Origin of the sequence: Roseiterribacter gracilis (genome assembly GCA_018332375.1) — a bacterium.
In the GTDB taxonomy this organism is placed as follows: domain Bacteria; phylum Pseudomonadota; class Alphaproteobacteria; order BOG-932; family Roseiterribacteraceae; genus Roseiterribacter; species Roseiterribacter gracilis.
The window spans coordinates 3,180,132-3,206,638 of the sequence record BOPV01000001.1; the positions used below are offsets into that span (position 1 = coordinate 3,180,132).

The 26,507-nt window shown below is 63.3% G+C and carries 28 protein-coding genes; 18 read left to right on the forward strand and 10 right to left on the reverse strand.

The window, feature by feature from the left end; genetic code table 11:
- Positions 1–11: 11 nt before the first annotated feature.
- A complete protein-coding gene (locus TMPK1_RS15880; RefSeq protein WP_420244167.1) occupies positions 12–242 on the forward strand; it encodes an alkylphosphonate utilization protein in 231 nt (76 codons plus the stop codon).
- Here TMPK1_RS15880 and TMPK1_RS15885 read toward each other — a convergent pair.
- The 4 genes from TMPK1_RS15885 to TMPK1_RS15900 all read right to left on the reverse strand — a co-directional run bounded on the left by TMPK1_RS15885 (position 199) and on the right by TMPK1_RS15900 (position 3,485).
- Positions 199–807: a 3'-5' exonuclease gene (locus TMPK1_RS15885; protein ID WP_420244169.1), complete on the reverse strand. Its 609-nt coding sequence runs from the start codon at positions 805–807 to the stop codon at positions 199–201. The two genes, TMPK1_RS15880 and TMPK1_RS15885, sit on opposite strands and share 44 nt — an antisense overlap.
- A gap of 30 nt (positions 808–837) precedes the next feature.
- Entirely contained in the window at positions 838–1,608 is a 771-nt protein-coding gene (locus tag TMPK1_RS15890) for an exodeoxyribonuclease III (protein ID WP_420244171.1), read from the reverse strand.
- Positions 1,609–1,664: 56 nt separating this feature from the next.
- Positions 1,665–2,057, reverse strand: coding sequence for a hypothetical protein (locus TMPK1_RS15895; protein ID WP_420244172.1), 393 nt, complete (start codon positions 2,055–2,057; stop codon positions 1,665–1,667).
- 69 nt (positions 2,058–2,126) lie between these two features.
- The gene (locus TMPK1_RS15900) at positions 2,127–3,485 is read right to left on the reverse strand and encodes a protein adenylyltransferase SelO (RefSeq protein WP_420244174.1); all 1,359 of its coding nucleotides are present in this window, start codon (positions 3,483–3,485) and stop codon (positions 2,127–2,129) included.
- A 137-nt stretch (positions 3,486–3,622) separates the two neighbouring features.
- Between TMPK1_RS15900 and TMPK1_RS15905 the strand changes: the two genes are divergently transcribed.
- The 5 genes from TMPK1_RS15905 (at position 3,623) to TMPK1_RS15925 (ending at position 8,200) form a co-directional block, all read left to right on the forward strand.
- Positions 3,623–4,303 (forward strand): PEP-CTERM sorting domain-containing protein, encoded by a 681-nt coding sequence (locus TMPK1_RS15905; RefSeq protein ID WP_420244177.1) that lies wholly within the window; start codon positions 3,623–3,625, stop codon positions 4,301–4,303.
- Between the two features lie 53 nt (positions 4,304–4,356).
- Positions 4,357–4,986, forward strand: a complete 630-nt coding sequence (locus TMPK1_RS15910; protein ID WP_420244178.1) for a glutathione S-transferase family protein — start codon at positions 4,357–4,359, stop codon at positions 4,984–4,986.
- 181 nt (positions 4,987–5,167) lie between these two features.
- Positions 5,168–5,449 (forward strand): hypothetical protein, encoded by a 282-nt coding sequence (locus tag TMPK1_RS15915; RefSeq protein ID WP_420244180.1) that lies wholly within the window; start codon positions 5,168–5,170, stop codon positions 5,447–5,449.
- A gap of 94 nt (positions 5,450–5,543) precedes the next feature.
- Positions 5,544–6,548: an alpha/beta fold hydrolase gene (locus TMPK1_RS15920; protein WP_420244181.1), complete on the forward strand. Its 1,005-nt coding sequence runs from the start codon at positions 5,544–5,546 to the stop codon at positions 6,546–6,548.
- Between the two features lie 56 nt (positions 6,549–6,604).
- Complete coding sequence (locus TMPK1_RS15925) at positions 6,605–8,200, forward strand: amidase (protein WP_420244183.1); 1,596 nt, start codon at positions 6,605–6,607, stop codon at positions 8,198–8,200.
- A gap of 85 nt (positions 8,201–8,285) precedes the next feature.
- On the opposite strand, the gene TMPK1_RS15930 is transcribed toward TMPK1_RS15925, so the two are convergent.
- Both TMPK1_RS15930 and TMPK1_RS15935 read right to left on the reverse strand, forming a co-directional pair.
- Positions 8,286–10,400, reverse strand: a complete 2,115-nt coding sequence (locus tag TMPK1_RS15930; protein WP_420244184.1) for a prolyl oligopeptidase family serine peptidase — start codon at positions 10,398–10,400, stop codon at positions 8,286–8,288.
- 145 nt (positions 10,401–10,545) lie between these two features.
- The gene (locus TMPK1_RS15935) at positions 10,546–12,351 is read right to left on the reverse strand and encodes a glycoside hydrolase family 15 protein (RefSeq protein WP_420244185.1); all 1,806 of its coding nucleotides are present in this window, start codon (positions 12,349–12,351) and stop codon (positions 10,546–10,548) included.
- A gap of 128 nt (positions 12,352–12,479) precedes the next feature.
- Between TMPK1_RS15935 and TMPK1_RS15940 the strand changes: the two genes are divergently transcribed.
- From TMPK1_RS15940 to TMPK1_RS15955, 4 genes are all read left to right on the forward strand, one after another.
- Complete coding sequence (locus TMPK1_RS15940; protein WP_420244186.1) at positions 12,480–13,394, forward strand: alpha/beta fold hydrolase; 915 nt, start codon at positions 12,480–12,482, stop codon at positions 13,392–13,394.
- A 38-nt stretch (positions 13,395–13,432) separates the two neighbouring features.
- The gene (locus TMPK1_RS15945) at positions 13,433–13,927 is read left to right on the forward strand and encodes a tetratricopeptide repeat protein (protein ID WP_420244187.1); all 495 of its coding nucleotides are present in this window, start codon (positions 13,433–13,435) and stop codon (positions 13,925–13,927) included.
- A gap of 144 nt (positions 13,928–14,071) precedes the next feature.
- Positions 14,072–14,836: a response regulator gene (locus TMPK1_RS15950; protein ID WP_420244188.1), complete on the forward strand. Its 765-nt coding sequence runs from the start codon at positions 14,072–14,074 to the stop codon at positions 14,834–14,836.
- Between the two features lie 38 nt (positions 14,837–14,874).
- On the forward strand, positions 14,875–15,036 hold the full coding sequence (locus TMPK1_RS15955) for a hypothetical protein (protein WP_420244189.1): 162 nt from the start codon (positions 14,875–14,877) through the stop codon (positions 15,034–15,036).
- Here TMPK1_RS15955 and TMPK1_RS15960 read toward each other — a convergent pair.
- The gene (locus TMPK1_RS15960; RefSeq protein WP_420244191.1) at positions 15,033–16,430 is read right to left on the reverse strand and encodes a sensor histidine kinase; all 1,398 of its coding nucleotides are present in this window, start codon (positions 16,428–16,430) and stop codon (positions 15,033–15,035) included. The genes TMPK1_RS15955 and TMPK1_RS15960 overlap by 4 nt on opposite strands.
- Positions 16,424–17,161, reverse strand: coding sequence for a response regulator (locus TMPK1_RS15965; protein ID WP_420244192.1), 738 nt, complete (start codon positions 17,159–17,161; stop codon positions 16,424–16,426). The genes TMPK1_RS15960 and TMPK1_RS15965 overlap by 7 nt, the downstream gene beginning before the upstream one ends.
- A gap of 422 nt (positions 17,162–17,583) precedes the next feature.
- On the opposite strand from TMPK1_RS15965, the gene TMPK1_RS15970 reads away from it, so the two are divergent.
- Positions 17,584–19,206, forward strand: coding sequence for an EAL domain-containing protein (locus TMPK1_RS15970; protein WP_420244193.1), 1,623 nt, complete (start codon positions 17,584–17,586; stop codon positions 19,204–19,206).
- Here TMPK1_RS15970 and TMPK1_RS15975 read toward each other — a convergent pair whose 3' ends face one another.
- A complete protein-coding gene (locus tag TMPK1_RS15975) occupies positions 19,207–20,199 on the reverse strand; it encodes an SDR family oxidoreductase (RefSeq protein WP_420244194.1) in 993 nt (330 codons plus the stop codon).
- A gap of 142 nt (positions 20,200–20,341) precedes the next feature.
- Here TMPK1_RS15975 and TMPK1_RS15980 point away from each other — a divergent pair, with 142 nt between their 5' ends.
- The 4 genes from TMPK1_RS15980 to TMPK1_RS15995 all read left to right on the forward strand — a co-directional run bounded on the left by TMPK1_RS15980 (position 20,342) and on the right by TMPK1_RS15995 (position 23,388).
- On the forward strand, positions 20,342–21,064 hold the full coding sequence (locus tag TMPK1_RS15980) for a DUF1003 domain-containing protein (protein ID WP_420244195.1): 723 nt from the start codon (positions 20,342–20,344) through the stop codon (positions 21,062–21,064).
- Complete coding sequence (locus TMPK1_RS15985) at positions 21,064–21,984, forward strand: RDD family protein (RefSeq protein ID WP_420244196.1); 921 nt, start codon at positions 21,064–21,066, stop codon at positions 21,982–21,984. Before TMPK1_RS15980 ends, TMPK1_RS15985 begins: the two co-directional genes overlap by 1 nt.
- Positions 21,985–22,014: 30 nt before the next feature.
- Positions 22,015–22,779 carry a DUF1499 domain-containing protein gene (locus tag TMPK1_RS15990; protein WP_420244198.1) on the forward strand — a complete coding sequence of 255 codons (765 nt, stop codon included), beginning with the start codon at positions 22,015–22,017 and terminating at the stop codon, positions 22,777–22,779.
- 270 nt (positions 22,780–23,049) lie between these two features.
- Positions 23,050–23,388, forward strand: a complete 339-nt coding sequence (locus TMPK1_RS15995) for a DUF6481 family protein (RefSeq protein WP_420244200.1) — start codon at positions 23,050–23,052, stop codon at positions 23,386–23,388.
- Between the two features lies 1 nt (position 23,389).
- Here the strand turns inward: TMPK1_RS15995 and TMPK1_RS16000 are convergent, their stop codons facing one another.
- Positions 23,390–24,409: an acetamidase/formamidase family protein gene (locus tag TMPK1_RS16000; RefSeq protein ID WP_420244202.1), complete on the reverse strand. Its 1,020-nt coding sequence runs from the start codon at positions 24,407–24,409 to the stop codon at positions 23,390–23,392.
- A 282-nt stretch (positions 24,410–24,691) separates the two neighbouring features.
- Here TMPK1_RS16000 and TMPK1_RS16005 point away from each other — a divergent pair, with 282 nt between their 5' ends.
- The 3 genes from TMPK1_RS16005 to TMPK1_RS16015 are packed head-to-tail and all read left to right on the forward strand — an operon-like array spanning position 24,692 to position 26,464.
- Positions 24,692–25,819 carry an SDR family oxidoreductase gene (locus TMPK1_RS16005; RefSeq protein ID WP_420244203.1) on the forward strand — a complete coding sequence of 376 codons (1,128 nt, stop codon included), beginning with the start codon at positions 24,692–24,694 and terminating at the stop codon, positions 25,817–25,819.
- A gap of 19 nt (positions 25,820–25,838) precedes the next feature.
- On the forward strand, positions 25,839–26,171 hold the full coding sequence (locus tag TMPK1_RS16010) for a DMT family transporter (RefSeq protein WP_420244205.1): 333 nt from the start codon (positions 25,839–25,841) through the stop codon (positions 26,169–26,171).
- A 47-nt stretch (positions 26,172–26,218) separates the two neighbouring features.
- Positions 26,219–26,464, forward strand: a complete 246-nt coding sequence (locus TMPK1_RS16015; protein WP_420244206.1) for a hypothetical protein — start codon at positions 26,219–26,221, stop codon at positions 26,462–26,464.
- Positions 26,465–26,507 lie beyond the last annotated feature (43 nt).

The window sequence follows — 26,507 nt, forward strand, 5'->3', positions numbered from 1 at the left end:
CGAGGAACGAGATGGCCGACGACGACGAAGAAATCACCCACGACAGCAACGGGACCAAACTCAGCGACGGCGATTCCGTCACGCTGATCAAGGACCTCAAAGTCAAAGGCACGTCGGTCACGTTGAAGCGCGGCACCTTGGTCAAGAACATTCGTCTCACCCACGACACGGCCGAGATCGAATGCAACGCCGACAAGGTCAAAGGGCTGGTGCTGCGGACCGAGTTTTTGAAGAAAGCCTGATCCGCCGCTGAATCTCCAGCCACCGCACGGCCAGATGCATCGCGTCGTCACCGGCGCGATGCGTGGCGGGGCGCTTCGTCGTTGCAACTTCGCGCGCCGCGCGCAGCAAGGCTTCGTCGCCGTGCGCGACGCGCATGCCAAGCTCGTCGAGATCGATCATCACCGGCGGTGCCGGTCGCGCCGGCAACTGATCCAGCAAGACGCGCCACCAATGCCGGTCGTAGCTGGGTGCGTCGCCGATTACGACCGCATCGCCGATCAGGTCGCGCGTACGTGCCGCGGCTGCGATCGGCGCCAGTCCGCGCACAAGTTCGTCTTTGTTGATCTTGTGGATGCGCGCGGCTTCGTCCGACCAGGCGCCGGGCACGTCCCATTCCGGTGCGGTGCGGATCAGAAACGAACCGCTATCGGTCAAACGATCGCCGACCACGCGCTGCCAGCCGAATTGGATCGGATAAGACCGTTTCTGATTCAGCGACGAGGCTTCGAAATCGACGAATAGAAGCGGCGCACCGGCAAGTGCGCGGTCCAGCAGGGCTTCTTCATGTTCGCGATACGACCCCATGCAGCGCCAACGGACCAGCGCCGATTTGGTTCAGCGCAGCACGATCCAGGCGGGCGCGTGATCGCTGGCATGGGGTTCGCCGCGCACCGCTTTGTCGACGCCGGCTTCGTGCAGGCGCGGCTGTAGTTTTTGGTTCAGCAGCAGGTGATCGATGCGCAGCCCGGCATTGCGCTCCCACCGTTGCCGCTTGTAATCCCAGAATGTGTAGAGCGGCGGGTCGGGATGCAGCGTCTGGATCGCGTCGATCCAGCCTTGCGCCAACAGCCGGCGATAAGCGTCGCGCGCTTCGGGTTGCAACAGCGCGTCGTTGTTCCAGGATCGCGTCGGATAGATGTCGGCGTCGGTCGGCACGACATTGTAATCGCCCGCAAGCACGATCGGTGCGCCGGTTACGTTCAACGCCATGGCGTGGCGCTGCAACCGCTGCAGCCAGGCCAGCTTGTACGTGAATTTCGGACCGGGCTGCGGATTGCCGTTGGGTGCATAGAGCGATGCAACCAGCACGCCGTTCACCGCAGCTTCGATATAGCGTGCTTGCGAGTCATGGTCGTCGCCGGGTAGGGCGCGCCGTGTCAGCACTGGTGCTTTGCCGCGCGATAGAATCGCGACGCCGTTCCAGCTTTGCTCGCCGATCCACACCGCTTCGTAGCCTGCTTCGCGCAGTTCTTTGGCCGGGAAGGCGCGGTCGGTCGATTTCAGTTCTTGCAGACAGACGACATCGGGCGCTGCCGCGTCCAACCACTGCAGCAGGTTGGGCAGGCGCCGGTTGACGTTGTTGATGTTGAAGGTCGCGATTTTCACGCGAAGAAAAGCGGGCGGCGGAACGCGATGGTTCCGCCGCCTGCCGGTTCAGACGATTACCAGCGGTCGTTGATCTCGAGACGCAGACGCTGCGCCAGGGCGCGCAACTCGTTGTCGAGACGTTCGCGTTCGCCCGCCGTGACATAGCGGTCGGCCAAAGCCTGCCGCTCCATGCCGGCCAGACGATCGCGCTGAATCGTCAGGCTGCGTGCTTCGCGCGGGCTCAGATCGCGATTCATCTTGGCTTGGTCGAGACGCGCCGAGATCTCGTTCAGACGACGGTCGAACCGTTCGACCCAGCCGCGCGTGTCGAAATACGGACGTTCGTAGCCACGATCGTAGGCGCGATCGGGGCCGCGATCGCGCCAAGGCTCTTGCGCCAGCGCTGCGGTGGTCGCCATCGGGAGGAAGAACAGGCCGAGCGCGAAAAGGCGCTTCCAGTTTTGCATGTCGGGCACTTTCAGGATTTCAGGTGGGTACGCTGTAAAACGTCACCTCCGGTCCGAACGTTCCGTTTTTTATGTGTAGGCGTCCCGCATCACCGCGATGTCACGCAGCTTGGCGTCGAAGCGCGACCAGTCATCGTCGGCGGCGATCGGGGCCCAGATTGCCTCGACTTCATCGATCAACATCGTGCAGGGCGTGTCGCGGCGGAAATAGTCGTGGTCGACGTCGCTGCGCGGCGCGAATTTGGCGAGCGTCGCGCGCAGCGGTTCGTAGAGCGGATTTGACGAACGTCCGCCGCGAAGATCGAACCAGGCTTGCTCGAACGGGACTTTGCTGTCGGCGAGAAAGCGCCACATGGCCAGCGCCAAGCTGCGATCTTCATCGTCGCCCGCCGATAGCAGGCCGAGACGATGCAAGGTGCGCGCGGCGAATTCGCGTTGCAGTTCGGGTTGAAACGCATCCAACGCCGATTCAAGCGCCGCTTGGTCCGACAGCGGCAGCAGACATTCGGCCAGCCGAACCAGATTCCACAACAAGGTTTCGGGCTGGCGGCCGAAGGCGTAGAGGCCGCTTTCGTCGAAATAGGCGGCAGTGAACGCGGGATCCAGCACGGGCAGAAACCGCCACGGGCCGTAATCGAAACTCTCGCCGGTCACGTTGATATTGTCGGTGTTGAGCACGCCGTGCACGAAGCCCGCCGCCATCCATTGCGCACCCATGCGGGCAACGCGCTTGGTCACGGTCTCGAGAAACGCAGCCGCGGTTTCGCGCACCGTCGCGCGCGACGCTTCGGGGAGATAATGCTGCACCGTGTGCGCAAGCAGTCGTTCGATCGCGTCGTTCTGCCGGTCATAGGCAAAGCGTTGGAACGTGCCGATGCGAATATGCGAATGCGAAAGGCGCACCAGCACCGAAGAACGTGTCGGCGACGGCTCGTCACCGCGCCATAGGCTTTCGCCGGTTTCGATCAGGCTGAAGCTTTTCGACGTCTCGACGCCAAGCGCTTCGAGCATCTCGGTCGCCAGCACTTCACGCACGCCGCCTTTCAAGGTCAGTCGTCCGTCGCCTTGGCGCGACCATGGCGTTTGTCCGCTGCCTTTGGTGCCCAGATCGAGCAAGCGCCCGTCGCTGAGATCGTGCAGCTGCGCGAACAGAAATCCGCGCCCGTCACCAAGCTCGGGATTGTAGGTGCGGAATTGATGCCCGTGATAGCGCAACGCCAGCGGCCGTTCGAAACTTCCCGGCAGCGGTTCGAACTTGCCGAAATGCCGGATCCAGTCGTCGTCGCTGAGCGCACCCAGCCCGACCCGCTCGGCCCAACGCTGGTTGCGATGGCGCAGCGTGTGGTGCGGGAACGTCGCCGGCGCCACCACGTCGAAGAAAGCGGGGCCGAGATCGGCGTGCGTCGTGCTGGGGCGGTGAGTCGGCATCGAGGTCGCGAACCTAGCAGATCGGTGTCGCGGCTTTTTACGATTTCAATCTGCGCCCTGCCGTCGCGGGCAGGATTCAGCCAAAGGCACAAAGCCTGCTTTCTGTTCCATCCGCCTGCTCGCTCCAGGAGGATTCGATGAAACATCTGCTTTCGCTTACTGCGCTGCTGGTCGCCTTCGCAGCACCCGCTTCGGCATCAATCATCGGCGTCAGTGCGCTTCCGGGCGCCAACGATCACATCGCCTGGTCGGAATTCGGCGGCGACGGGACCGGGATCAGTACGCCCGACACACGCCTTTCGGCCGGCGGTCACACAGTCGGCGTGCATGCCTCGGACGGGATTTTGCGCGTCGCGCTCGAAGGCACGTCGCACAGCGGCGGCTTTACTGCCGGCACGTATTTGTTGACGCATAGCGGTACCGACGATCGAGTCTGGATCAGCTTCGACGACCAGACGGTGCGCGGTGTCGGCTTTCACATCGAGCCAAACGCGACCGGCGCCTTCACCGCGACGCTGATCGCGCACGCAACCGACGGCAGCATCCTCGGCAGCGCGACCTTTCCCGGCACCGCCACCACGACGTCGGACGGCACCGCGCCGTTCGCTGGCCTGTTGTCGGATTCGTTCGACATCGCCTGGGTCGAATTCAGCGTCACCCAGCCGGGCAGCGAATTCCCGTTCGGCGCCAATCTGACGATCGATACGGCGGTCTTTATCGAACGCGCCGCTGCGGTCCCCGAACCGGCGTCGCTGCTGCTGCTGGCCGGCGCGCTGGTCTTGTTTTTTGCGGTGGTGCGGACGCGTTCTTGCGCCTGACGCAACCGCAGTGCATGAGCGGTTTCTCTCCGGCAGCGAGAAGGAACCGCGCGATGGCTGATGAGCTGGTCTTCTATACCAACCCGATGTCGCGCGGCCGCATCGCGCGCTGGATGCTGGAAGAGGTCGGCCAGCCCTATCGCACCGAGCTGCTCGACTACGGCACGACGATGAAGGCGCCCGCCTATCTCGCGATCAATCCGATGGGCAAAGTCCCCGCGATCAAGCATGGCGATACGGTCGTGACCGAAGGGGCCGCGATCTGCGCCTATCTCGCCGACGCGTTTCCTGCTGCTGGCTTGGCGCCGGCGCCGACCGATCGCAAACGCGGCGACTATTATCGCTGGCTGTTCTTCGGTGCCGGTCCGGTCGAAGCAGCGGTCGTCAACAAGGCGATGGGGTTCGAAGTGCCGGAAGAACGCCGGCGCGCGATTGGCTACGGTTCGCTCGACGCGGTGCTTGACGTGCTGGAACGCGCGGTTGCCAAAGGTCCCTATCTGCTTGGCGACACGTTCAGCGCCGCCGATGTTTATCTCGGCTCGCAAATCGGCTGGGGCATGATGTTTGGCACGATGGAAGAGCGGCCGGGTTTCAAAGACTATTACGCCCGCATCTCGTCGCGTCCGGCAGCGTTGCGCGCGACAGAGATCGACGACGCGCTCATGCCGGCAAAGCCGGCATGACACGATTTGATGCCGGCGTAGCCGGCGCGCCGCCGAAAAAATAACCGATTTGTTTTTGGAGGTTGCGCCCAGCGCAACCTCATTGCGGGCAACAGGTGTGAAATTCGGCAACCAAGCGGCGTTTGCTTGGTTGCACCTGCATCGACTCGGATTTTCGAGTCCGAACTTGGCAGGTAGCGCGATGATTCACGCCGAACCGCAAGATTTGCAGGCCGCACGCCTGTTGCGCCGATCGCTGGGCGACGACGCCGAACGCTGCGTGCTGGAAACCATGCTGCGCGCCTTTTCCTGCGGCGAGACCCAGGTCGGATTGCGCTGGGCGACGGTGGCGGTGCTGCTGAACGCACCCGGACTCGACGACGTGCCGCTGGGCCAGCCGACGGTGGTGGATGACGACGACCACACGGCCAGCGGCTTCGTCACGACGATTCACACGCAACGGCGCGCTTTTCCCGACGCCTGACGCGCTGCGGCGCGACCCGCGACGTTGGCGACCGGAACGCGGTGGTGCGCCACGCGCTTCCGCTCATATGAAATTTCGCCGCCAGACATCCGCTATGCCCGCAGGCCTGTTCGCGCTTGCCGCGGGCTTTCTTGCTACCCGCGCGCTGCTCGAAGCGCGCCGCGCCAAACGGGCGGCGCGCGATTTCCCGCCGCGCGGCCGGATGATCACGGTGAACGGCGTCAAGCTGCACGTCGTCGAGCAGGGCGACGGCGGATCGCCGATCGTGCTTCTGCACGGCAATGGCGCGACCACCGAAGATTTTCGGTTGAGCGGCCTGCAAGATCAGCTTGCACGGACGCATCGCGTGATTTCGATCGACCGTCCCGGCTTCGGTTTCAGCGAACGGCCGCGCGGTCGCTGGTGGGACGCGACGGCGCAGGCACGGTTGATTCAAGACGCGCTCGATCAGTTGGAGATCGAACGACCGATTCTGGTCGGACATTCCTGGGGCACGCTGGTCGCGCTGGCGATGGCACTGACCCATCCGGATCGTGTCGCCGGGCTTGCGCTGCTGTCGGGCTATTATTTCACCGAACCGCGGCCCGCAATTCTGCCGATGCTGCCAAGCGCGTTGCCGGTGATCGGCGACATACTGCGCTACACGCTGTCACCGCCGCTGACGCGTGCGTTGCGGGGGCCGGCTTATCGCAAACTGTTTCGCCCGGCACAGGTGACGCCGCGCTTCGAGCATGAATTTCCGTTGGCGCTGGCCGCACGACCATCGCAGCTTCGCGCCGTCGCGGCCGACACCGCGACGATGATGCCGAGCGCCGCACGCCTGCAGCATCACTATCGAACGCTGCACATGCCGGTCGCGATCGTCAGCGGCGATGGCGACCGGATCGTCGACCCAGCCGTGCATGCCGAGCGGCTGCACACGGCGATTGCGGGCAGCGCGCTCACCATCATTCCGGGTGCCGGCCATATGGTGCATCACAGCGCGTCGGCCGCGGTACTGCGCGCGATCCAGGATCTTGCCGAGCGGATCGACGAGGACGGCTTCGCCCACGCGCAGCAGAACAAAGAAGAACGGCTTCTTTCGGTCGTTGCGACCTAAGGACAGTTTCACAGCGAAGCTTGGCGATCCGTGCAATTTCGCTAGGCTCGCGCTCCATGAACCTGTCCCGCCCCGTCCGCGCGTTGCGCGGTCTCGTCCCCGCGCTGCTGCTTGCCGGCTGCGCCACGCAACCAGGCGCCATCTTGTCGTCCAAGACCTATCCGGTCGAAGAACGATCGGTCGCCGATCTGCAGCGCGCGTTGCGCGAAGGTGCGGTGACGTCGGAACAGCTCGTCGCTGCCTATCTGGCGCGGATCGACGCGATCGATCGCAACGGTCCGAAGCTGAACAGCGTGATCGCACTCAATCCTGACGCGGCCGAAGATGCGCGCGCGCTGGATGCGGAGCGCAGAAGCGGCAAGCTGCGTGGGCCGTTGCACGGCATTCCGGTGCTGCTCAAAGACAATATCGAATCCAAAGACAAGATAGCGACCACAGCGGGTTCGTTGGCGCTCATCAACAATTTCGCCGAACGCGATGCGCCGGTCGCCGCCCGCTTGCGCGCAGCGGGCGCGGTGGTGCTTGGCAAAACCAACCTGTCGGAATGGGCGAATATCCGTTCGACCCATTCGACCAGCGGCTGGAGTGGCGTCGCCGGTCTGACGCGCAATCCGTACGCGCTCAACCGCAACGCATGCGGATCCAGCTCGGGTAGCGGCAGCGCTGCTGCGGCGAGCCTCGCCACCATCACAGTCGGCACCGAAACCGACGGCTCGGTGACATGCCCCTCGTCGCTTGCGGGTCTGGTTGGTTTGAAGCCGACGGTCGGTCTGGTGCCGCGCACCGGAATCATTCCGATCGCCAGCAGCCAGGACACTGCTGGACCGATGACGCGCAGCGTGACCGACGCGGCTGTGATGTTGACGGTGATGGCGGGCAGCGACGCGCGCGACGCCGCAACCAAAGATGCCGACAAACACAAGACCGATTTCGCTGCATTGCTGCGCGCCGACTCGTTGCGCGGCAAACGCATCGGCGTGTTGAAGCAGGAAGATCTGCTGCCGGGTTTGCGCAGCGTATTCGAACGCGCGCTGGGCGACTTGCGCGCGGCCGGCGCGGTGCTGATCGAAGTTGCAACGCCGAAGACGGGCGGCAAAGTCGGCGACGCTGAGCTGGTGATTCTGCTGACCGAACTCAAAGTCGAGCTGAACAAATATCTCGCCAGCACGCCCACCCGCGTGGCCACGCGCAGCCTGGCCGACGTGATCGCGTTCAACCGCGCCCAAGCCCCCTACGAGATGCGCTATTTCGAACAAGAGCTGTTCGAGAAAGCGGAGAAGACCGGTGGGCTGAAGGACAAAGACTATCAAGCGGCGCGCGCGACGATCGCCAAGCTTGCTGGCAAGGAAGGTCTCGATCGTCTATTCGCGCAGCATCGGCTCGACGCCATTGTTGCACCGACCGCGGTGCCAGCCTGGACCACCGATCTCGTCGACGGCGACAACGCGAAAGAATTCGCCAGCATGTGGCCTGCGGTGCTGGGCTATCCGCATCTGACCGTGCCGATGGGGCTGGTGCACGAGCTGCCGGTCGGCCTGTCCTTCGTCGGAAAGAAATGGGACGACGGCAACATCCTCAGCTACGGCTTCGCCTACGAGCAGCGGTCCAACGCCCGCGTCGCACCGACCTATAAAGAGTCGGTACTGCCGTAGCGGGCACAAAAAAACGGGGGCCCGAAGGCCCCCGCTCAAGGATCTGATCTGACGGATCAGGACTCTCGGGCTGGGTGCCCGCGGGTCAGTCCATCAGACGCTGTGTTAGGTAGGTATATTCCAACGCCGCGCGGGTCGCGCGTTCGTTGAGATTGGCGGCGGCGGCGTGCCCGCCATCGATATTCTCGTAATAGATATAGTCGTAGCCCATCTCCTTCAGACGGGCCGCGGCCTTGCGGGCATGGGCCGGATGCACGCGATCGTCCTTGGTCGAGGTCTCGATGAAGACGGTCGGGTACAGCTTGCCCGGCTTGAGGTTCTGGTACGGCGAATAGCTCTCGATGACTTTGCGCTCGGCCGGATTGGCCGGGTCGCCATATTCGCCGACCCACGACGCACCGGCACCGATATGCGTGTAGCCGATCATGTCGAACAGCGGCACCTGGATGATGATGGCGCTGTAGAGTTCCGGGTGTTGCGTCAACGCAACGCCCATCAACAGGCCGCCATTCGATCCACCGACGATGCCAAGTTTGCGCGGGTTGGTGATCTTGCGCTTGATCAGGTCCTGGCTGACCGCAAAGAAATCGTCGTAGACGCGCATCCGGTCCAGCTTCAGACCCGCATTGTGCCAACGCGGTCCGAATTCACCGCCGCCGCGAATATTGGCGACGACGAAGACGCCACCTTTTTCCAGCCACAGCTTGCCGCGCTCGCCCGAATAGGCGGGCGACTGGCTGATCTGGAAACCGCCGTACGCGTTGAGCAACGTCGGTGCGTTGCCGTCGAACTTCAAATTCTTCGAACGCACGACGAAATACGGAACCTTGGTCCCGTCTTTCGACGTCGCCCAGAATTGCTCGACCACCTGGTTCGACGCGTCGAATTTGGCCGGCAACGATTGCAGCTTCTCGGCCTTGCCGGTTGCCGCATCGACCAACCACTGGCTGCTCGGCTGCAGGAAGGACTGCGCGGACAAAATCACCTTGTCGCCGTCTTCTTCGGTCGACTCGATCTTCAAGGTCGAATCCTTCGGCACGTCGAGACGCGTCGACGCCCAGCCTTTCGCGTCGCGCTTGAAGGCCCAGATCTGGCCTTTGACGTTGTCCAGCAGGTGCACGACGACACGATCTTTGGTCGTGCCGACCTGCTGCACCGCCTGCGTCTTGGTCGGACGCAACACCAACGTGCCTTTCAGCGTGTCGGGATTGTCTTTCAGCGCGGCGAGATCGAAGTCGATCAGGTCGCCTTCTTTGAAGCCGGCCCAATCCTGTTCCAACGTCACCAGCGCACGGCCGCTGGAATAGCCACGCAACGTCGCGCGCGTCGGCAGGCCGAGCTTTTTCGGGCCGCCCGGCGTGATCAGATAATATTCGCCGTTGAACGTATCGAGCGGACGATGCGCCAGCACCGCCTGCACGGTTCCGTCGGGATCGCGCAACACGACCGGCGACACGCCGTAGCCGCCGTCGGCGGCAGTGCCGCGATAGACTTCTTTCGCGTCGGCCATCGTCTGGCCGCGCTTCAGCGTCTTCACGATGAACGGATAGCCCGATGTGGTGACGTCGGTCGGCGCCCAAGCCGCTGACACGATCAACGTGTCGGCGTCGATCCAGCTATAGCGATGCTTACCTTCCGGCAGTTTGAAACCGCCGGCGACGAATTGACCGGTGTCGGCATCGAATTCGCGCACTTCGATCGCGTCCTTGCCACCATTCGACAGCGCGACCAGGCAGAAACGTTCGGACGGACGCAGGCAGTTGGCGCCCTTCCAGACCCAGTTTGCATTCTCGGTCTTCGACAGCGCGTCGATGTCGAGCAGCGTCTTCCATTCTGGATTGGCCGTGCGATACGAGGCCAAGCTCACCGTGCGCCAGATGCCGCGCACATGTTGCGCATCCTGCCAATGATCGCGCAGCACGCCGTTGCGCGCGAAATCGACGCTCGGAATGCGGTCGCGCGCGGTGACGATCTTCTTGGCGTCTTCGTAGAAACCGGCATAGCGCGGGTCGTTCTGCAGCCGCGGCATGGTGCGCGCATTTTCGGCCTTGGCGAATTCCATCGCCTGCGCGCCTTCGATCTCTTCCATATAGGTGTAGGGATCGTCTGGTGCCGCGAGCGCCGCGGTCGAGGTCAGGCAAATTGCGGCCAAACCGGCTCCTAGAATCTTCCGGCCGAAGCCGCGTTCACGTGCAGACATCCCGTCTCCCTTGCGTATTGCTCGTACCAGCGAGGCAGCGACGCTAGCCGAGCTGGCGCGCCACCGAAACAGGGAGTCGGCATCGATCGCGTTGATACTTGGGGCCGGCGCAATCTTCGGGATGGCACCCAGCAGTGCGGAGCAATTATTTCGCGCTGGTCCCGGCGGCCTGCTGGTGCAAAGGCCGACCGCCGCGCAGCAGATTGTACGCGGTGTTGACCAGCGCCACGTGGCTGAAGGCCTGTGGAAAATTGCCGAGATGGCGTTTGGCGCGCGGATCATATTCTTCCGCCAGCAAACCGACATCGTTGGCCAGCCCAAGCAGACGTTCGAACAACGCCGTCGCTTCGTCCAACCTTCCCTGCATCGTCATCGCGTCGGCCAACCAGAAGCTGCACGCGAGAAACGCGCCTTCGCCGGGCGGAAGACCGTCCTGCGTCTGATCGGTGCGATAGCGCAGCACGTAGCCCTCGACCATCAAATGCCGTTCGATCGCCGCGATCGTCGTTGCGATGCGCGGATCGTCGATCGGCAGAAATCCGATTTGCGGCAGAAGCAGCAACGAACCGTCCAATAGCCCGTCGCCGTAGGATTGCGTGAAGTGGCCGCGCGCCGCGTCATAGGCCTTGTCGCAGACGTCCTGGTGGATCTCGTCGCGGATCGTGCGCCACCGCTCGACGTCGCCGGGCAGGTCGAATTTCTCGACCGACTTCACGGCGCGATCGAATGCCAGCCAGCACATCGCTTTGGAAAAGGTGAAGTGCCGGCGCGGGCCGCGCACTTCCCACAGACCTTCGTCGGGCTCGCGCCAGATCTTGCTGACATGTTCGATCAAAGCGCATTCCAGCGCCCAACTGGCGTCGTTGCGCGCCAGCCCGCCGACGCGCGCATTGTACAAGGTGCCGATCACTTCGCCGTACACGTCGAGCTGCAATTGCTGCGCGGCCGCGTTGCCGACGCGCACTGGCTTGCTGTTTGCGTAGCCGTCCAACCAGTCGACCGTCCATTCACCAAGCCGCCGCTCGCCGCGAATGCCGTACATGATCTGCAACTGCGCCGGTGCGCCTGCGACGGCGCGCAACAGCCAGTCGCGCCAATCGCGCGCCTCGTCGAACCGCCCACCGCGCATCAGCGCGTGCAAGGTCAAGCTCGCATCGCGCAGCCAGCAGAAGCGGTAATCCCAATTGCGCTCGCCGCCGATGAATTCGGGCAGCGACGTCGTCGGCGCAGCGACCATGCCGCCGGTCGGCTCGTAGGTCAGCGTCTTCAACGTCAGCAACGAGCGCAGCACCGCAGGCGCCCATGGTCCGTCGATGTTGCAGCCCGACGACCAGACGCGCCACGCCGCTTCGCTCTTCTCGATTTCGCGTTCGGCGTCCAGCACCGGCGGTGCACCGTTCCAGGACGGGACGTAGGTCAGCGCAAACGGAACGCGCTGTCCTGCTTTGACGTCGAACGTTGCGACATGCGCGAGATCCTGCGCCACGAGTTCGACCGGTGTGCGCAGCACCACCATGTCGGGACCCGCAACCGCGCGCAGCGCACCGTCCTCGAGCCGCGTGATCCAGGGAATCGAACTGCCATAGTCAAAGCGGATGGTGAGATCGAGCTGCATCCGCACCGTGCCGCGAATGCCGACGACCAGGCGCAGCACCGACGAGGCGGGATCGTGCTGCGGCATGCAGTCGACCAGCTCGACGATGCCGGTGTCGGTTTCGAACCGCGTCACCAGAATCATCGTGCCGTCGCGATAGGTGCGGGTGATGCGCGCAGCCTGATCGGCGGCGGCAATGCGCCAGCGACCATTGTCGCGCGTGCCGACCAAGGCGGCGAAACAAGCGCCGCTGTCGAATCGCGGCCAGCATAGCCAATCGATCGATCCATCCTTGCCGACCAGCGCGGCGGTCTCGCGGTCGCCGATCAGAGCGTAGCTTTCGATTGGATTCGCCATATCGCGAGTCAACGCTGCAAGACCAGGAACGGTCCCTGGTCGTCACGTGGTGCGATGATGACGAATTCGCTGTTCCGAATGGGGCAGTGCAGAGCAAGGTCCGGCTCCAAACCTCCAAGGGGATGATTATGGTTCGACGAATGTTGTTCGCGCTTGCTGCGCTGTTGCTGACGGTGCCCGCTGTGGCGCAGGTCGAACCCTTCCCGCGCAGCTTCCACACCGAAATGATCGACACCAACGGTGTGAAGCTGCATGTGCGCGTCGGCGGCACCGGTCCGGCGGTCGTGCTGCTGCATGGCTATGGCGAAACAGGCGACATGTGGGCGCCGCTCGCGGCCGACCTTGCGCGCGATCATCGCGTCATCGTGCCCGATCTGCGCGGCATGGGCCTGTCGTCGCGCCCTGCCGGCGGCTACGACAAGAAAACGCAAGGCGTCGACATTGCGGGCATGCTCGACGTGCTGAAGGTCGAGAAGACCGACCTGATCACGCACGATATCGGCAACATGGTCGGCTACGCGTTCGCCGCGCAATATCCGCAACGCGTCACCAAATTCGTGTTGATGGACGCGCCGGTGCCGGGTGTGGGCCCGTGGGAAGAGATCCTCAAAAACCCGCTGCTCTGGCATTTCCGTTTCGGCGGGCCCGACATGGAACGTCTGGTTGCGGGTCGCGAGCGGATTTATCTCGACCGGTTCTGGAATGAATTCTCGGCCGACCCGAAGAAATTCAGCGAAGCGTCGCGCGTCCACTACGCCAAGCTCTACGCGCAAAAAGGCGCCATGCATGCGGGCTTCGCGCAATTCGCTGCGTTCGACCAGGATGCGATCGACAACAAAGTCTTTCTCGAGAAAGGCAAGTTGACGATGCCGGTGTTGGCGATCGGCGGCGCCAAGTCGTTCGGTTCGACCATGGCGACGGTGATGAAATTCGCCGCAACCAATGTCGAAGAAGGCGTCATTCCTGATTCCGGCCACTGGCTGATGGAAGAACAGCCGGCTGCGACGGTGCGGATGGTGCGCAGCTTCCTCGACAAGAAATGACGATGCTGACGGGAGCGTGTGCTACACACGCTCCCGCTATGTCGAACGACAACACCGATTGGGAAATCCGCGTCGCTGCCCTGTGGGCTTCGTACGACGCGCACGCGCCCGAAGATTTCCGCACCAAGATCGAAGTGCTTGCGGCCGAACGGCCGGCGGGCGATGCGCTGGCCGCGTTCGAACGTGCCTGCGCCAACGATTCAACCGGCCACGAAGAACTGGCAGCACCGCTCTATCGCGCTGCGCTTGCCGCCGGCTTGACCGGCATTCGCCGGCGCCGCGCCGTAATTCAACTTGCCAGCACGTTGCGCAATCTTGGCCAGGCGGGCGAAGGCATCAGCTTGCTGACGGAAGAACGAACGCACCCGTCCGACGAACTCGACGATGCGGTGGCGGCAACCTTGGCGCTGTGCTTGGCGGATGTAGGGCGCGGACGCGAAGCGACCGGCGTTGCCGTCGCGGCGTTGGCGAAACATCTGCCGCGCTACAACCGTTCGATGACGAACTACGCCAACGCCCTGCAAGCAAAGTAGCCATCGCTTAAATATTGTTTCGCGCCCGAAACAATCAGGCCACGTTCGAGACATTCGGCTGTAACACGCGCGGGCGACACCGGCCTCGTCAGGTTCAAGACGAGGACTCGCCATGCCGCCCCGCCCGGGCAACCGGCCCGATCAATGAGCGCGCAAATCGCCTTTGCCGGCTTCCACACGCCGTGTGCGCAGGTCCAGCCGCGCGTGATGATCGTCGATGCCGATCGCCAGGCGCGCAGCATGTTGGCAACCTTGCTGACCAACGCCGGCTTCCGCGTCACCGAAGCAGCCAATGGCCGCGCTGCCCTGACCGCCGTGTCGGTCGGTGCGGTCGATCTCGTCGTGCTGGAACATTCGCTGCCGGGCGAAGACGGTCTGAAATTGTGCCGCGAGCTGCGCGCGATGCACGACGTGTCGATCGTGATGCTCAGCAACATCGCAACCGACATGGACCGGATCGTCGGCCTCGAACTTGGCGCCGACGATTATTTGTGCCGGCCGTGCAATCCGCGCGAATTGCTGGCGCGGATCCGCGCCGTGTTGCGCCGGGTGCAATTGTCGGCCGCGCAAGCCCGCCCGGTCGACGCCGAGCGGTTTCGCTTTGACGGTTGGAATCTAGATCTGGGTCGGCGCCAGCTTTTGTCACCCACGGGCGCCAACGTTTCGCTGTCGGGTGCGCAGCTCACCTTGCTGCACGCGCTGGTGTCGCGGCCGATGAAAATCGTCACGCGCGAAACCTTGAACGAGCTGGTGACGCAGCGTCATGCGGGCACGTTCGGCCGTTCGGTCGACGTGCAGATCAGCCGTCTGCGCAGCCGGCTGGGCGATAACGGAGCCGAGCCGCGCATGATCAAGACGGTGCGCTTTACCGGCTACGTCTTTGCGCTTCCGGTTGAAGCGTTGAACTAGTGGACGTGTTCGCGGTTTGCCTGACGGCGTGGCTTGCCATGACTGGGTGGGGTGCTGCTGCAACCTTGCAGTCCACTGCGACCGGCCGCGAGAAACTATTCTGGATCGGACTGCTTGCCTTTCCCGCGCTGGGTTTTCTCGCCTGGTACGTGATGGGACCAGGATCGAAGTCGCCCTTCGATTCCGAGCGTGGTGCCTAATCTCCGAGCGGCAAACGAACGGTGGCAATCAACCCATGTGCTGTCGATTCCAAGGAAACGTCACCCCCATGCGCGCGCACCAGCGTGCGCACCACGGCAAGCCCCAGCCCGATACCCCCAGTCTCGCGGTTGCGCGACGGCTCGGCCCGATAAAACGGCTCAAACACGCGCTCCAGCTCGTGGGGCGCAAGGCCGGGTCCTTCATCTTCAATACGCGTCACCGCGTCGTCCCCTTCACGCGTCAGACGTAGCCGCGCGACGCCGCCATATTTGATCGCATTGTCGATCAGATTGCCGAACAGGCGGCGCAACGCTGCGCCGTCACCTTCGACGACCAGATTGGGCGCCTCTGCCAGCTCGACGCTGGCACCGGTGACGCGCATGTCGTCGACCAGACTTTCCAGCAACGACGCAAGGTCGATGCGCTGCCGCGGGCCGGCGGTGCTTTCGTCGCGCACGAACGCCAACACACCCTGCACCATCGCCTGCATCTCGCGCAGATCTTCCAGCGCCGGTTCGCGCAGGTCGGGTGACGTCTGCTCCAAGCGGAAGCGCAGCCGCATCATCGGTGTGCGCAGATCGTGCGCGATTGCAGCCAACATCGCGGTGCGATCGCCGACATAGCGCAGCAATCGTTCTTGCATGCGGTTGAATGCGGCGACGGCGACGCGCAGCTCGCTCGGACCCGACGGCGTCAATGGCGGGTGGTTGAGTTGTTTGCCCAACCGGTCGGCGGCGGTGGCGAATTCGCGGATCGGCTTGGCGAAGCGACGCGCGAAGAACGCAGCAATCAAAGCCAGCGATGCGGTCGAGGCAACGAACCACAACAACAAGCGCCGCGCCCACGGCGTCAGAAACGGTTCGGCTTCAGGCTCGACCACGACCCATTCGCCGCTGGGCAAATGCATCGCGGCGACGAACGGACCGCCGATCCAGGTTCGTCCGCCCTCGAACATGCCGCGTATGCCGACCGGCGGCGAACCACCAAACGGACCGTGATGCGGCGGCGGCGGTCCGCGATGCTGCAAGATCATCGCGCCGCGACGGCGGCCCGGTCCTTCATGCGGAAACTCGGCCAGCAGCACGTCGGATGGCGGCAAGCGCAGCAGACCCGCCAGCGCGTCGCGACGCGGATCCCACCCGTCTTCTTCCAGCAGCGGCGCTTCGATTTGCGGTGGTGTGGCGCGCAGCTCGCGCTTCAACATCTCGCCGTGCAACGGCTGCACGGTCGCGCCTTGCAGCCGTTCGGCGACCTCGGCCAGTTCGTAAATCGGACGCACCGGCGGCGGCATCAACAGCACAAGCAGAACGATAATCGCCTGCGCCACCAGCACGGCGACGAACAGCAGCAGGAACAGCTGCGCGCCGATCGAGAAACGCAACCTGTTCAGCATGCCGACCGCGTGACCTTGCAGTCGAGCATGTAGCCTTCGCTACGCACGGTGCGAATGACGTCGCCCTTGTCGCCTAGCTTGCGGCGCAGCCGGCTGATCTGCACGTCGACCGCACGATCGAACGCATCCGAATCAGAGCCGCGCGCATATTCCAGCAGCTGGTCGCGCGTCAGCACGCGTTGCGGTCGTTCCAGCAACACGCGCAACAGGCCGAACTCGCCACCCGACAAATGCACCGTGACGCCGGTCGGCGACAGCAATTCGCGCCGGATCAGATCCAGCGCCCAACCAGCAAAAGCCAGGCTGGTAGATTCGCGCGGCATCGCGGCCGCTTCTTCCGCTTCGCGCGCACGCCGGCGCAGCACCGCACGCACCCGGGCCAGCAACTCGCGCGGTTCGCACGGCTTGGTGAGGTAATCGTCGGCGCCAAGCTCCAATCCGACGACGCGGTCGGTGGTCTCGCCCATCGCGCTCAGCATGATTACGCGCGGCCCATTCTCGGCGATCAGGCGGCGGCAGATCGACAGACCGTTTTCGCCCGGCAGCATCACGTCGAGAATGACGAGGTCATAGTGCGCCGCCGCCATTGCATCCTGCATCGCACTGGCATCGGCAGCACCGTCGACGGTGAAGCCGTGCTGGACCAGAAAGTCGCGAATCAGCGTGCGTACGCCGGGATCGTCATCGACGACCAGAATGCGCGCAGCTTCGGCGAGATCGGGGCGGGCCATAGGGATCGCACTCTGGCACTGCGTCTCGGCGAGACAAGTCTCGTTCTCTACGATCATTTGGGATTCTCCCACGCGAAGGGCGGCGAGAATCGGACCGGCATGTTGCTGGCAAATGTCCGGCGACCCATGCATGCCACGCCGATATTGCAACCTCGCAACAATCGCGCGACTGCGGTTGCGGCATGATCGCACTTGAAGACAGCGTGAATGACACCGGGGTCGGTCAGCCACTTGATGGCCATATCACGCGCAAAAACGCCGTTCTTTCGTTTGAAAGTTGCGGTTTGGCCCGGCCTGCTTCTGGTTCGTTTGCATTCGGCCGGGCCCGGCCCGCGCGATGAGGCCGAACGTCACGCTACCGTCGATTTAACGACTGTGCTGTTTCATCTGCCGACACTTCGCGACGTGACGCCGGAAGACTCATGCCTGACGCCTTGCTCCAGAAGGAGCGGAATCGATTTGTCGGTTTCTCCTTCGCGACAGCACAGCTGCTGCTGGAGCTGGATGAATCGAATCGTATCGTCTACGCGGCTGGCGCGTCGTTCCAGATCGCTGAGTCTGCGAACCAATTGCTGGGCCGTCCGATCGACTCAATTGTCGCCGAACGCGATGTCGGATTCCTAGGTCACATCCTGCAGCGCTATCGCGAAGGCCGTCCGGGCCAGATGGTGCGCGTCGCGCTGAAGCGTGACGGCAAGCCGGCCCAGGATTTTCTGGTCGGCGGTTGCATCGTCGAAACCACGCCCGGTGCGCTCTATCTCGGTCTGGTGCCGGCGCTTGGTGTTGCGCGTGCGCTTGCCGGCAGCGCCAGCAAACTGGCCGATGCCGCTGCAATGCAGGCTGCAGCCGAAGGCGACCCGTCGCTGACCTTGTACGCGTCGCGCGCGCTGGCCGAACTCTCCGCCGCCGATCCCGATCTCACCAATCGCATCACGCAGGACATTCACGCCTATCTGCGGTCGGTGTCGTTGGGCGGCGAATATGTCACCGACCTCGCGCCGGGCCGCTACGGCTTCCTGCGCGCAGCCGGCGTCAGCGACGGCGAAATCGAACAAAGCGTCGCGACCATCCTGACCCAGGCCGATCTCGAACCGGCCGGGCAGTTGTTCAACATCCGGTTCGACTCGGCCGAGCTCAACAGCGAGGACGCAGCCCGCGCACTGGCCTACACGATCGAGAAATTCGCGCGCAGCGAACCGACCGAATTCACCTTGCGCAGCGTGCAGGAAGCCGTCGCCGAGATGATCGGAAACTCGGTTTCGTTGATGCAATCGGCGCGCACCGTGCTGACCGAAGGCGCGCTGGAAGTCGCCTTCCAAAAAGTCGTCGAAATGCGCACCGGCGAGACGCATCACTTCGAAGCGCTGTCGCGATTCAGCGGCATCGAGTCGGTCGCCGACTTCATTCGCTTCATGGAAGATTCGGGCATCGTCCAGGATCTGGACTTGCTGGTCGTGCAGAAAGTCTTCGAACAGCTGGTCGAAATGGGCCAGTCCGGCTGGCGTCCCAAAGTTGCGGTCAATCTGTCGGGTCGTTCGATCCAGGGCGATATTTTCCGCGGCCGCTTGCTGCAGCTGGGGCAGACGCATGCCGATCTGCGTTCGCAGATGTTGTTCGAACTGACCGAGACCTCGTCGATCACCGCCATCGATTCGACGGCGCAGTTCCTGAACAAGCTGGCGTCGTGCGGCCACGCAATCTGTCTCGACGACGTCGGCGCAGGTTCAACCAGCTTGCAGATGCTGCGCGCGATGCCAGCGAATTTCATCAAGCTCGACGGCAGCGTCGTGCACGGCGCGTCACGCCCGGGCGGCGACCGCACCTTGTTCAAAGCGCTGGTCGATCTGGCGCGCGGCAAAGGTGCCGAGCTGATCGCCGAACAAATTGAAACCGAAGCCGATGCACGTTTCTGCGCCCAGGCTGGCGCACGTTTCGGACAAGGCTGGCTGTTCGGCAAAGCCTCGCCCGAAGCGATCAAACAGCGCGACAAATCCAAGCCGATCGATATCGGCGGCAATTGGGGCGGCGGTCACACGCTTCGCTGATCACGGACCGCCTTTGCCGCCGACCGCGCCATAAATCTGGCCGGTGGAATAGCTCGCCTCATCCGACGCCAACAGCACATAGATCGATGCAAGCTCGGCCGGTTGCCCCGGTCGTTTCATCGGTGTGTCGCTGCCGAATTCGGGCAGCTTGTCGGGAAATTGCCCGCCGCTCGGTTGCAACGGTGTCCAGACCGGACCGGGCGCCACGCCGTTTACGCGAATGCCTTTCTCGGCGAGTTGTTTCGCCAGACCTTTGGTGAAGATCATGATGCCGCCTTTGGTAACGGCGTAGTCGAGCAGCTCTTCGACCGGATCGTACGCATTGACCGAGGTGGTGTTGATGATCGTCGAGCCCGGCTTCATGTGCGGCACCGCGGCTTTCGTAATCCAGAACATTGCGTAGAGATTGGTCTTGAACGTCCAATCGAGATCTTCGTTGGAAATGTCGGTGATGATCTTGTGCGGCTTTTGTCGCGCGGCGTTGTTGACCAAAATGTCCAACCCACCCAAGCCGCGCACTGCGTCGTCGACGAGTTTGCGACAAAAGGCTTCGTCGCGAATGTCGCCAGGCAACGCCACCGCTTTGCGTCCGGCTTTTTGAATCAGCTCGACGACTTCTTTCGCATCGGACTCTTCGGCGGGCAGGTAGTTGATTGCGACGTCGGCACCTTCGCGCGCAAAGGCGATTGCGGCAGCCCGCCCCATCCCGGAATCACCGCCGGTCAACAGTGCTTTGCGGCCCAGCAGCCGGCCCGATCCTTTGTAGCTTTCTTCGCCGTGATCGGGCCGCGGCGTCATCTTGCTCGCAAGTCCCGGCCAAGGCTGTTGCTGCGGCGGGAAGGGCGGCTTCGGATATGCGCTGGCGGGATCGGTCAATGGTTTTGCCTTCATGACGGTTCCTTGTTGCGCGGCGGCGCTGCCGCCAACTGCGGCGGCCAAGCCTGTTGCAAGCCCGCCGACGACCGTCCGCCGTTCGGGATTCTTGGGATCCATCGACTGCTCCTGGAGAATTCTGCTGCTCTTTGAAAACCAACACGCGAAGGCGGGTGCAGGTTCATGGTCCGTCTGCTTGACCGACGCTGCGTCTTTGCGCTCTACGCTGCTGTAGTTCCTGGCGGTACAAGCGGAGACGCGCATGTCGGACGATTCGATTCCCGAAGCGAACGAAACGACGTCAAAGAAGGCGCCTTGTGCGATCAGCGGACGCGTACGACCGCGTCGCGACCTGATCGCGCTCGATACGATGCGACCTTCGCTCGCCGATCGAATCCGGCAGGATCATCCCGGCCTGCCGCATGATGCGCTGATCAGCCGAGCCGAACTTGCGCGCTACCGCGCGATCTATGTCGAAGAGCTTTTGCAGGCCGAGCATGGTGAATTCAGCGACCTCGACCGGCAGGTCGTGGAAAGCATCGCCAAGCAGGACACGATCGCCGAGAACACCGAAGAAGAATATGACGACCACCGGTCGTTGGGCGAAACACTGTCCGACCATCTCGCAAGCTTCGGCGGCAGCTGGCGGTTTCTGATTTCGTTCGCGGTCGCGATGGTGGCGTGGATCGCCTGGAACTACGCGCACGGCGAAGCCGCGTTCGATCCGTTCCCGTTCATTCTGCTCAATCTCGCGCTGTCATGTCTCGCCGCGGTGCAGGCGCCGATCATCATGATGAGTCAGAACCGGCAAGAAACCAAAGACCGGTTGCGCGCGCTCAACGACTATCGCGTCAATCTCAAAGCCGAACTTGAAATTCGTCACCTGCACGAAAAAATCGATCATCTGATTACCAAGCAGTGGCAACGCTTGGCCGAAATCCAGCAGCTGCAGCTGGAGATCATGCAGGAGAAGCGACTGCGCTGATGGCCCCCCATCTGACGGAACGCACGATCGCAGGATTCTGGCGACGGTTGGCCGCCGCCATCGTCGATATGATCCTGGTGGTCGCGATCGGCGCGACGTTGACCTTGGTGTTGTACGGGCCATTGGCGCGTCTCGGCACCGCCGCGCAATTCGTCGGCGTTGCCGTCTTCGCACTCTATTTCGGCATCAGCGAAAGTCGCTGGGCCGGCTCGCCGGGCAAGCGCTTGTTCGGCCTCAATGTCGTCGGCCGCGACGGCGCGCACCTCTCGATGCTGCGTGCGACGGCGCGCGCGGCGTTGTTCGGCGGTCTCTTCTTTTTCAATGGGCTCTGCTGGTTCTTCGAGCCGCAGGCACGCGTTACGATTTCGGCGCTCGAAAATATCGGCGTCATGCTGATGGTGGCGCATCTGCTGCTGTTGGCGGCGAATTTCGACACGCGGCAGGGGCTGCACGATCTGGCGGTGCGCAGTTACGTCGTGCGCGGCGCGACAGCGCCATCGCCGCTGCGCTTGCATTGGGCACCGTTGGTTGCGACTGCGGCGCTGGTGCTGGCGCTGCCTGTCGCGCTACAGGCGATCCGCCCCGATCTCGCGCCTGATCCGCAAGAAGAGGCGGAAGAGGCGCAATCGATCGCGGCGATGCGCGTGCTTTATGCGCGGCCCGATGTCGTGCGCGCCCATGTACATGTGGCGCGCGACAACGACCAACCCACGCCGCGCTTGGTGATCTGGGCGTGGGCAGCGCAGCCCGTGTCGGACGAAGGGGCACAGGCAGCCGCTGTTTCAGGCGCCGTGCGCGATGCGCTGCCGGAGTTGGCGCAAGGAAAGCAGATCCAAGTGCGACTGATCCGCAGCGTGCAGATCGGCATTTTCAGTTACACCGCCTTCAACCAGGTGCTTACGACGCAGGACCCTGCGTAACCACGCGCCGGTCGGTGCGAACCAGCTCCCATGCAAACCGTTCGACTCACGCGCGGCACGCGCATCCTCGCCATTGTTGCAACGCTTGGACTCGTCGCGGCGCTGGTGGCGCTGTTGATGTTGGGCGGTGCGCCACTCGTCTATCGCACCGGCATGCAGCCGTTGCCGGTGTCGTTTCTGCTATTGCGCAACGGCGTGTATGTCGCGGGCGCGGCGGCGTTGCTGTCGCTGATCGGCCTGATTGGCATCCGGCGCTATGGGCCGACCTTGCGTCGGCTGGTGCCGATCGCCTTTGTGGTCAGTCTTGCGATCGGCGTGGTGCCGTTCACCTTCTTCAATCCGCGCAATCCGCCGCCGCCGATTCACGACATCACCACCGACATGGACAACCCGCCGGTCTTTGTCGCGGTGTTGCCGTTGCGCGAAGCCGCCAAAGCGGCGAACCCGGTCGCGTACAATCCCGACGACGCCAAGGTGCAAAAAGCGGCCTATGCCGACATCGTCCCGATGGTGACCAAATTGCCGCCGGCCGAAGCATTCAATCGCGCCGCCAGTGCCGCACGCGCGATGGGCTGGACGATGGTGGCGCAGGACTCGGGTGACGGGCGGATCGAAGCCAGCGACACGACCTTCTGGTTCGGCTTCACCGACGACGTCGTGATCCGCGTGACGGCCCAGGATGGCGGCAGCAGGATCGACATTCGCTCGCTGAGCCGCATCGGCCGCGGCGACGTAGGCGCCAACGCGAAACGCATTCGCGCCTACGAAGCCAAACTGAAAGACGCGCTGGGCTGATGGTGCGACAGCACCCCGCCTAGTGCGTCGGATTTGAAGTTCGCCCCGATCTTGGGACCAGCACCCAGGCGAACTTCAAATCCATACGACGCACTAGGAATTTTGTTTTGCTAGCGTCCTATTCGATTCCGAAGTTCGATCGCATTTGCCGCAGGCACACACGAACTTCGGAATCGGGACGCTAGCCGCGGCAGCTCCTCTCGCGTACAAGCCTCGCTGCGCCCGGACCGGGGCGCCTCATGCGAAGGATTCATGGCGAGATTTCAAGGAATGGACCACCGCGCCGGTCTGAATGACCGGTTGAAAGCGGCGGCGGACGCAAAGAAGAAGGTTCTGGAGAAGATCGCGGCGCGACCTGCCCCGGACGAGGCAGAGGTGCAGGCCCGTCTCGCCGCACGTGCAGCCTCCGAGGCCGCGCGCGAAGCACGCCAGGCCAAACGCCAGCAAGATCGCGCTGCCGAAGAAGCCGCCGCGCTCGCCGCTCGTGAAGCGGCCAAGCTGGCGCGCGAACAGGAAGCCGAACAAAAGCTGCGCGACGAAGCCGAGCTGAAAATTGCGCAGAAGGCTGCACGCGACCAACGCTACGCAGCCCGCAAAGCGCGCAAATAGCCTACGGCTTCACGAACAGGTCTTTGGGCAGCATCACATGCACGCCCTTGTTGCGGTCGACGATCTGCGTAATCGCCAGATCGCCCGCAACACTGATCAGCATGTAGGCGTCGTCGCGGCTTAGTTTCTTTTCGGCGACCAGAAAGTCGATCATCTCGCGCACCGATTTTTGTGCGGCGACCGACAGATTGTCGTCGAACCCCATGGCGATGAAATGGGTCGGCGTCTCGGCGCGCGGATAGGTCTGTTTCGTCTCTTTGTGCAGCACGAATTCCAGCGTGCCGGTCAGCGACGTTTCCAGTGCCGTCACGTCGATCTCGCCGTTGCCTTGTCCTGCATGTCCGTCGCCGACTTCGAACAAGGCGCCGCTGGCATGCACGGGCAGATACAGAACCGTGCCTGCGACCAGTTCCTTGTTGTCCATGTTGCCGCCATGAACCGTCGGCGGCGTTGAATCGTAGCGGCCGAAGGCAGGCGGTGGTGCGACGCCCATGCTGCCGAAAAACGGGCGCAGCTTGATCTGAATCCCGGGCGCGAAATTGGCGACGTTCTTTTGCTTGTCGAGCGGAATGATCTTCATCCGCGCGTACGGAAATTCGTCGGTCATCAGACCGGCGCCATAGCGGAATCCGTTATAGGCATACGGAATCGCAAGTTCGATTTTGCGGATCCGCACTTCCAGCGTGTCGCCGGGCTCGGCGCCGTCGATCGCAATCGGTCCGGTCAGAATATGTCCGCCCGGCCCGCGATCTTTCACCGCGTCGAAGATGTCGCGCAGACTTTGCTGAACGTCGCTGGGTGCAACGCCGCCGCGTTCCAGCGCGGTCGGGCTGCTGGTGATCAATGTATCGATCACGACCGTGTCGCCCGACTTGATGCGCAGCACCGGCTTGGCGGTCGCGTCGTAATTGCCCCAGGCGATCGTCTGCGGCGTCGCCGCGAGATGATGCGTGGTCTGGGCGACGGCCGGTGCCGCGACCAGCAAGACGACGGCGACGGCAAGTTGTGAACCGAATTGCATCTGGTCGAACCTCGCCGCAGGATTTGCAGAACACGTGCGTGAAATGTTCGTCACGCAATCGAACGCGTTACCTGACAAGATCTGAAACGCAGTTTGCAATGACGAACTGCAAGTTTCTCCCGACATAGTTTTTCGCGCGCCGTTTGCTGCACGCGCTGATTGCCAAAAACGCAGTCAGCCTGGTGCAATTCACGCGTGCTTCGCATGTTGGTAGGTCAGGGTTTGTATCTGCTTGTTACGCGTATCCCCGAACGAACAGATCGACCGACGGGGATGTACGCGATGACTCGGATTTTGCTGACTGGTGCGACCGGTTTGATCGGCAGCGCTGCCTTGTTGCACGGCTTGCGCGATGCGCCCGAGCATCGCTGGACCTGTCTCGTGCGCGGTGACTCAACCGACGTTGCGCGCCGGCGCCTAGCGACGCAGTTGGCGAAGTTCGTCAGCACCGACGCTGCGCAAGACGCGGCCGGCAAGGTCGACATCATCGCCGGCGATCTCGGCACGATCGACACGGTCACGCATCCGGTGCTCGACGAGTGCACGCATATTCTGCATCTCGCGGCCGATACGTCTTGGTGGGGCAAGCGCAACAACTGGCTGGTCAATTACGACGGCACGATTGCGCTGGCGCGGCGCGCGCGACAGATGCCCCACTTGAAGCGCTTCCTGCACGTTGGCACGGCCATGATTTGCGGGGGCGAATCTCCGCGCCTCGTGCAGGAAGACATGTTCCCGGCCGACGAGGCCAAGCACCTGGTCAATTACACGACGACCAAGGCGGCGACCGAAACCATGCTGGAGGAAGAATTCGACGATCTGCCGATCGTCGTTGCGCGCCCGTCGATCGTGGTCGGCCACACCGAACTCGGCGCGTCGCCCAGCGCCAGCATCTTCTGGATGTTCCGCGCCGGCGATCATCTGCGTCTGGTCGCGGGCGCGCGCGACGCGTCGATCGACGTGGTTCCGATCGACTGGACCGCAGCGACCTTGGTCGGATTGCTGCACCGTCCCCAATTGCAGCACCGCATCTATCACCTGTCGGCGGGCAATTCGAAACGCACCGTCTGGTCCGACGTCGAAGCCGCCTTCGCGCGCTATGACGGCGAAGACCGTACCTACCAGCCCTTCTGCGCGACGTCGGATCGGTCGGCGTTGCGCCGTGCCTTCAGCGAACGGTTCGGCCTCAAGACGCCGGTGCAGGCGGCGATGCTGCGCGCCATGCAGCAATATTATCGCTTCTGTGCGCTGGGCGTGGTGTTTGACAATCAGCGTCTGCTCGATGAAGGCTTCGCGCCGCCGCCGGCCTTGCCCGAATATCTCGACGTCTGCCTCGACCGCCCCAACGGCATCAGCATCACCGATCAATTCGCCGACGATCTCGGCATGTTTGATCGAGCCGCGGCGTGAGCCGCAAAGGAGATTCGGCGTGAGTCATCCGCTGGCGCCGTACGCGCTGCTGCTGATCGCCATCGTCGCGGAAGTGATTGCGACGGTGGCGATGAAAGCCGCCGACGGCATGACGCAGTGGAAACCGGCGCTGTTGGTTGCGGTCGGCTACGGCACGGCGTTCTGGTTGCTGTCGGTTGCCGTGCGCACGATTCCGGTCGGTATCGTTTATTCGATCTGGGCCGGCCTTGGCATGGCCGGCGCCGCAATCGGTGCGCGGATCGTCTACGGCGAAATGTTGCAGCCGATCGCCTTCGTCGGCATGGCGGTGATTGCCGCAGGCGTTGGGCTGGTTGCGATCGGACAGCGCTAAGCGCGCGTCGTTGCTCTATGCTGTCGCTTTGCGATCGGCGGGATTCAATGGCGCGCGAAACTGTCTATGTCGTGCAGGCCTATGTCGCCGGACGCGGCAACGGCCTGAAAGCGGAGACGGCGGTGCCCTGCAAAACCGCGGATGCCGCGCGAAAAATGGCGGAGCGGCTGGGGCAGACCAAACTCGGCGTCATCGCCTTCGCAAATTCCGGCGACCAGGAACTCGGCGAATATGACGACGAGCCGGTGGTGTTGTTTCAGACCGGTCGCGTGCCCGAGCAATTCGAACGCTGATGCATGTTCGACACGCGCTGTGTGTAAAAAGCGCACACGATTC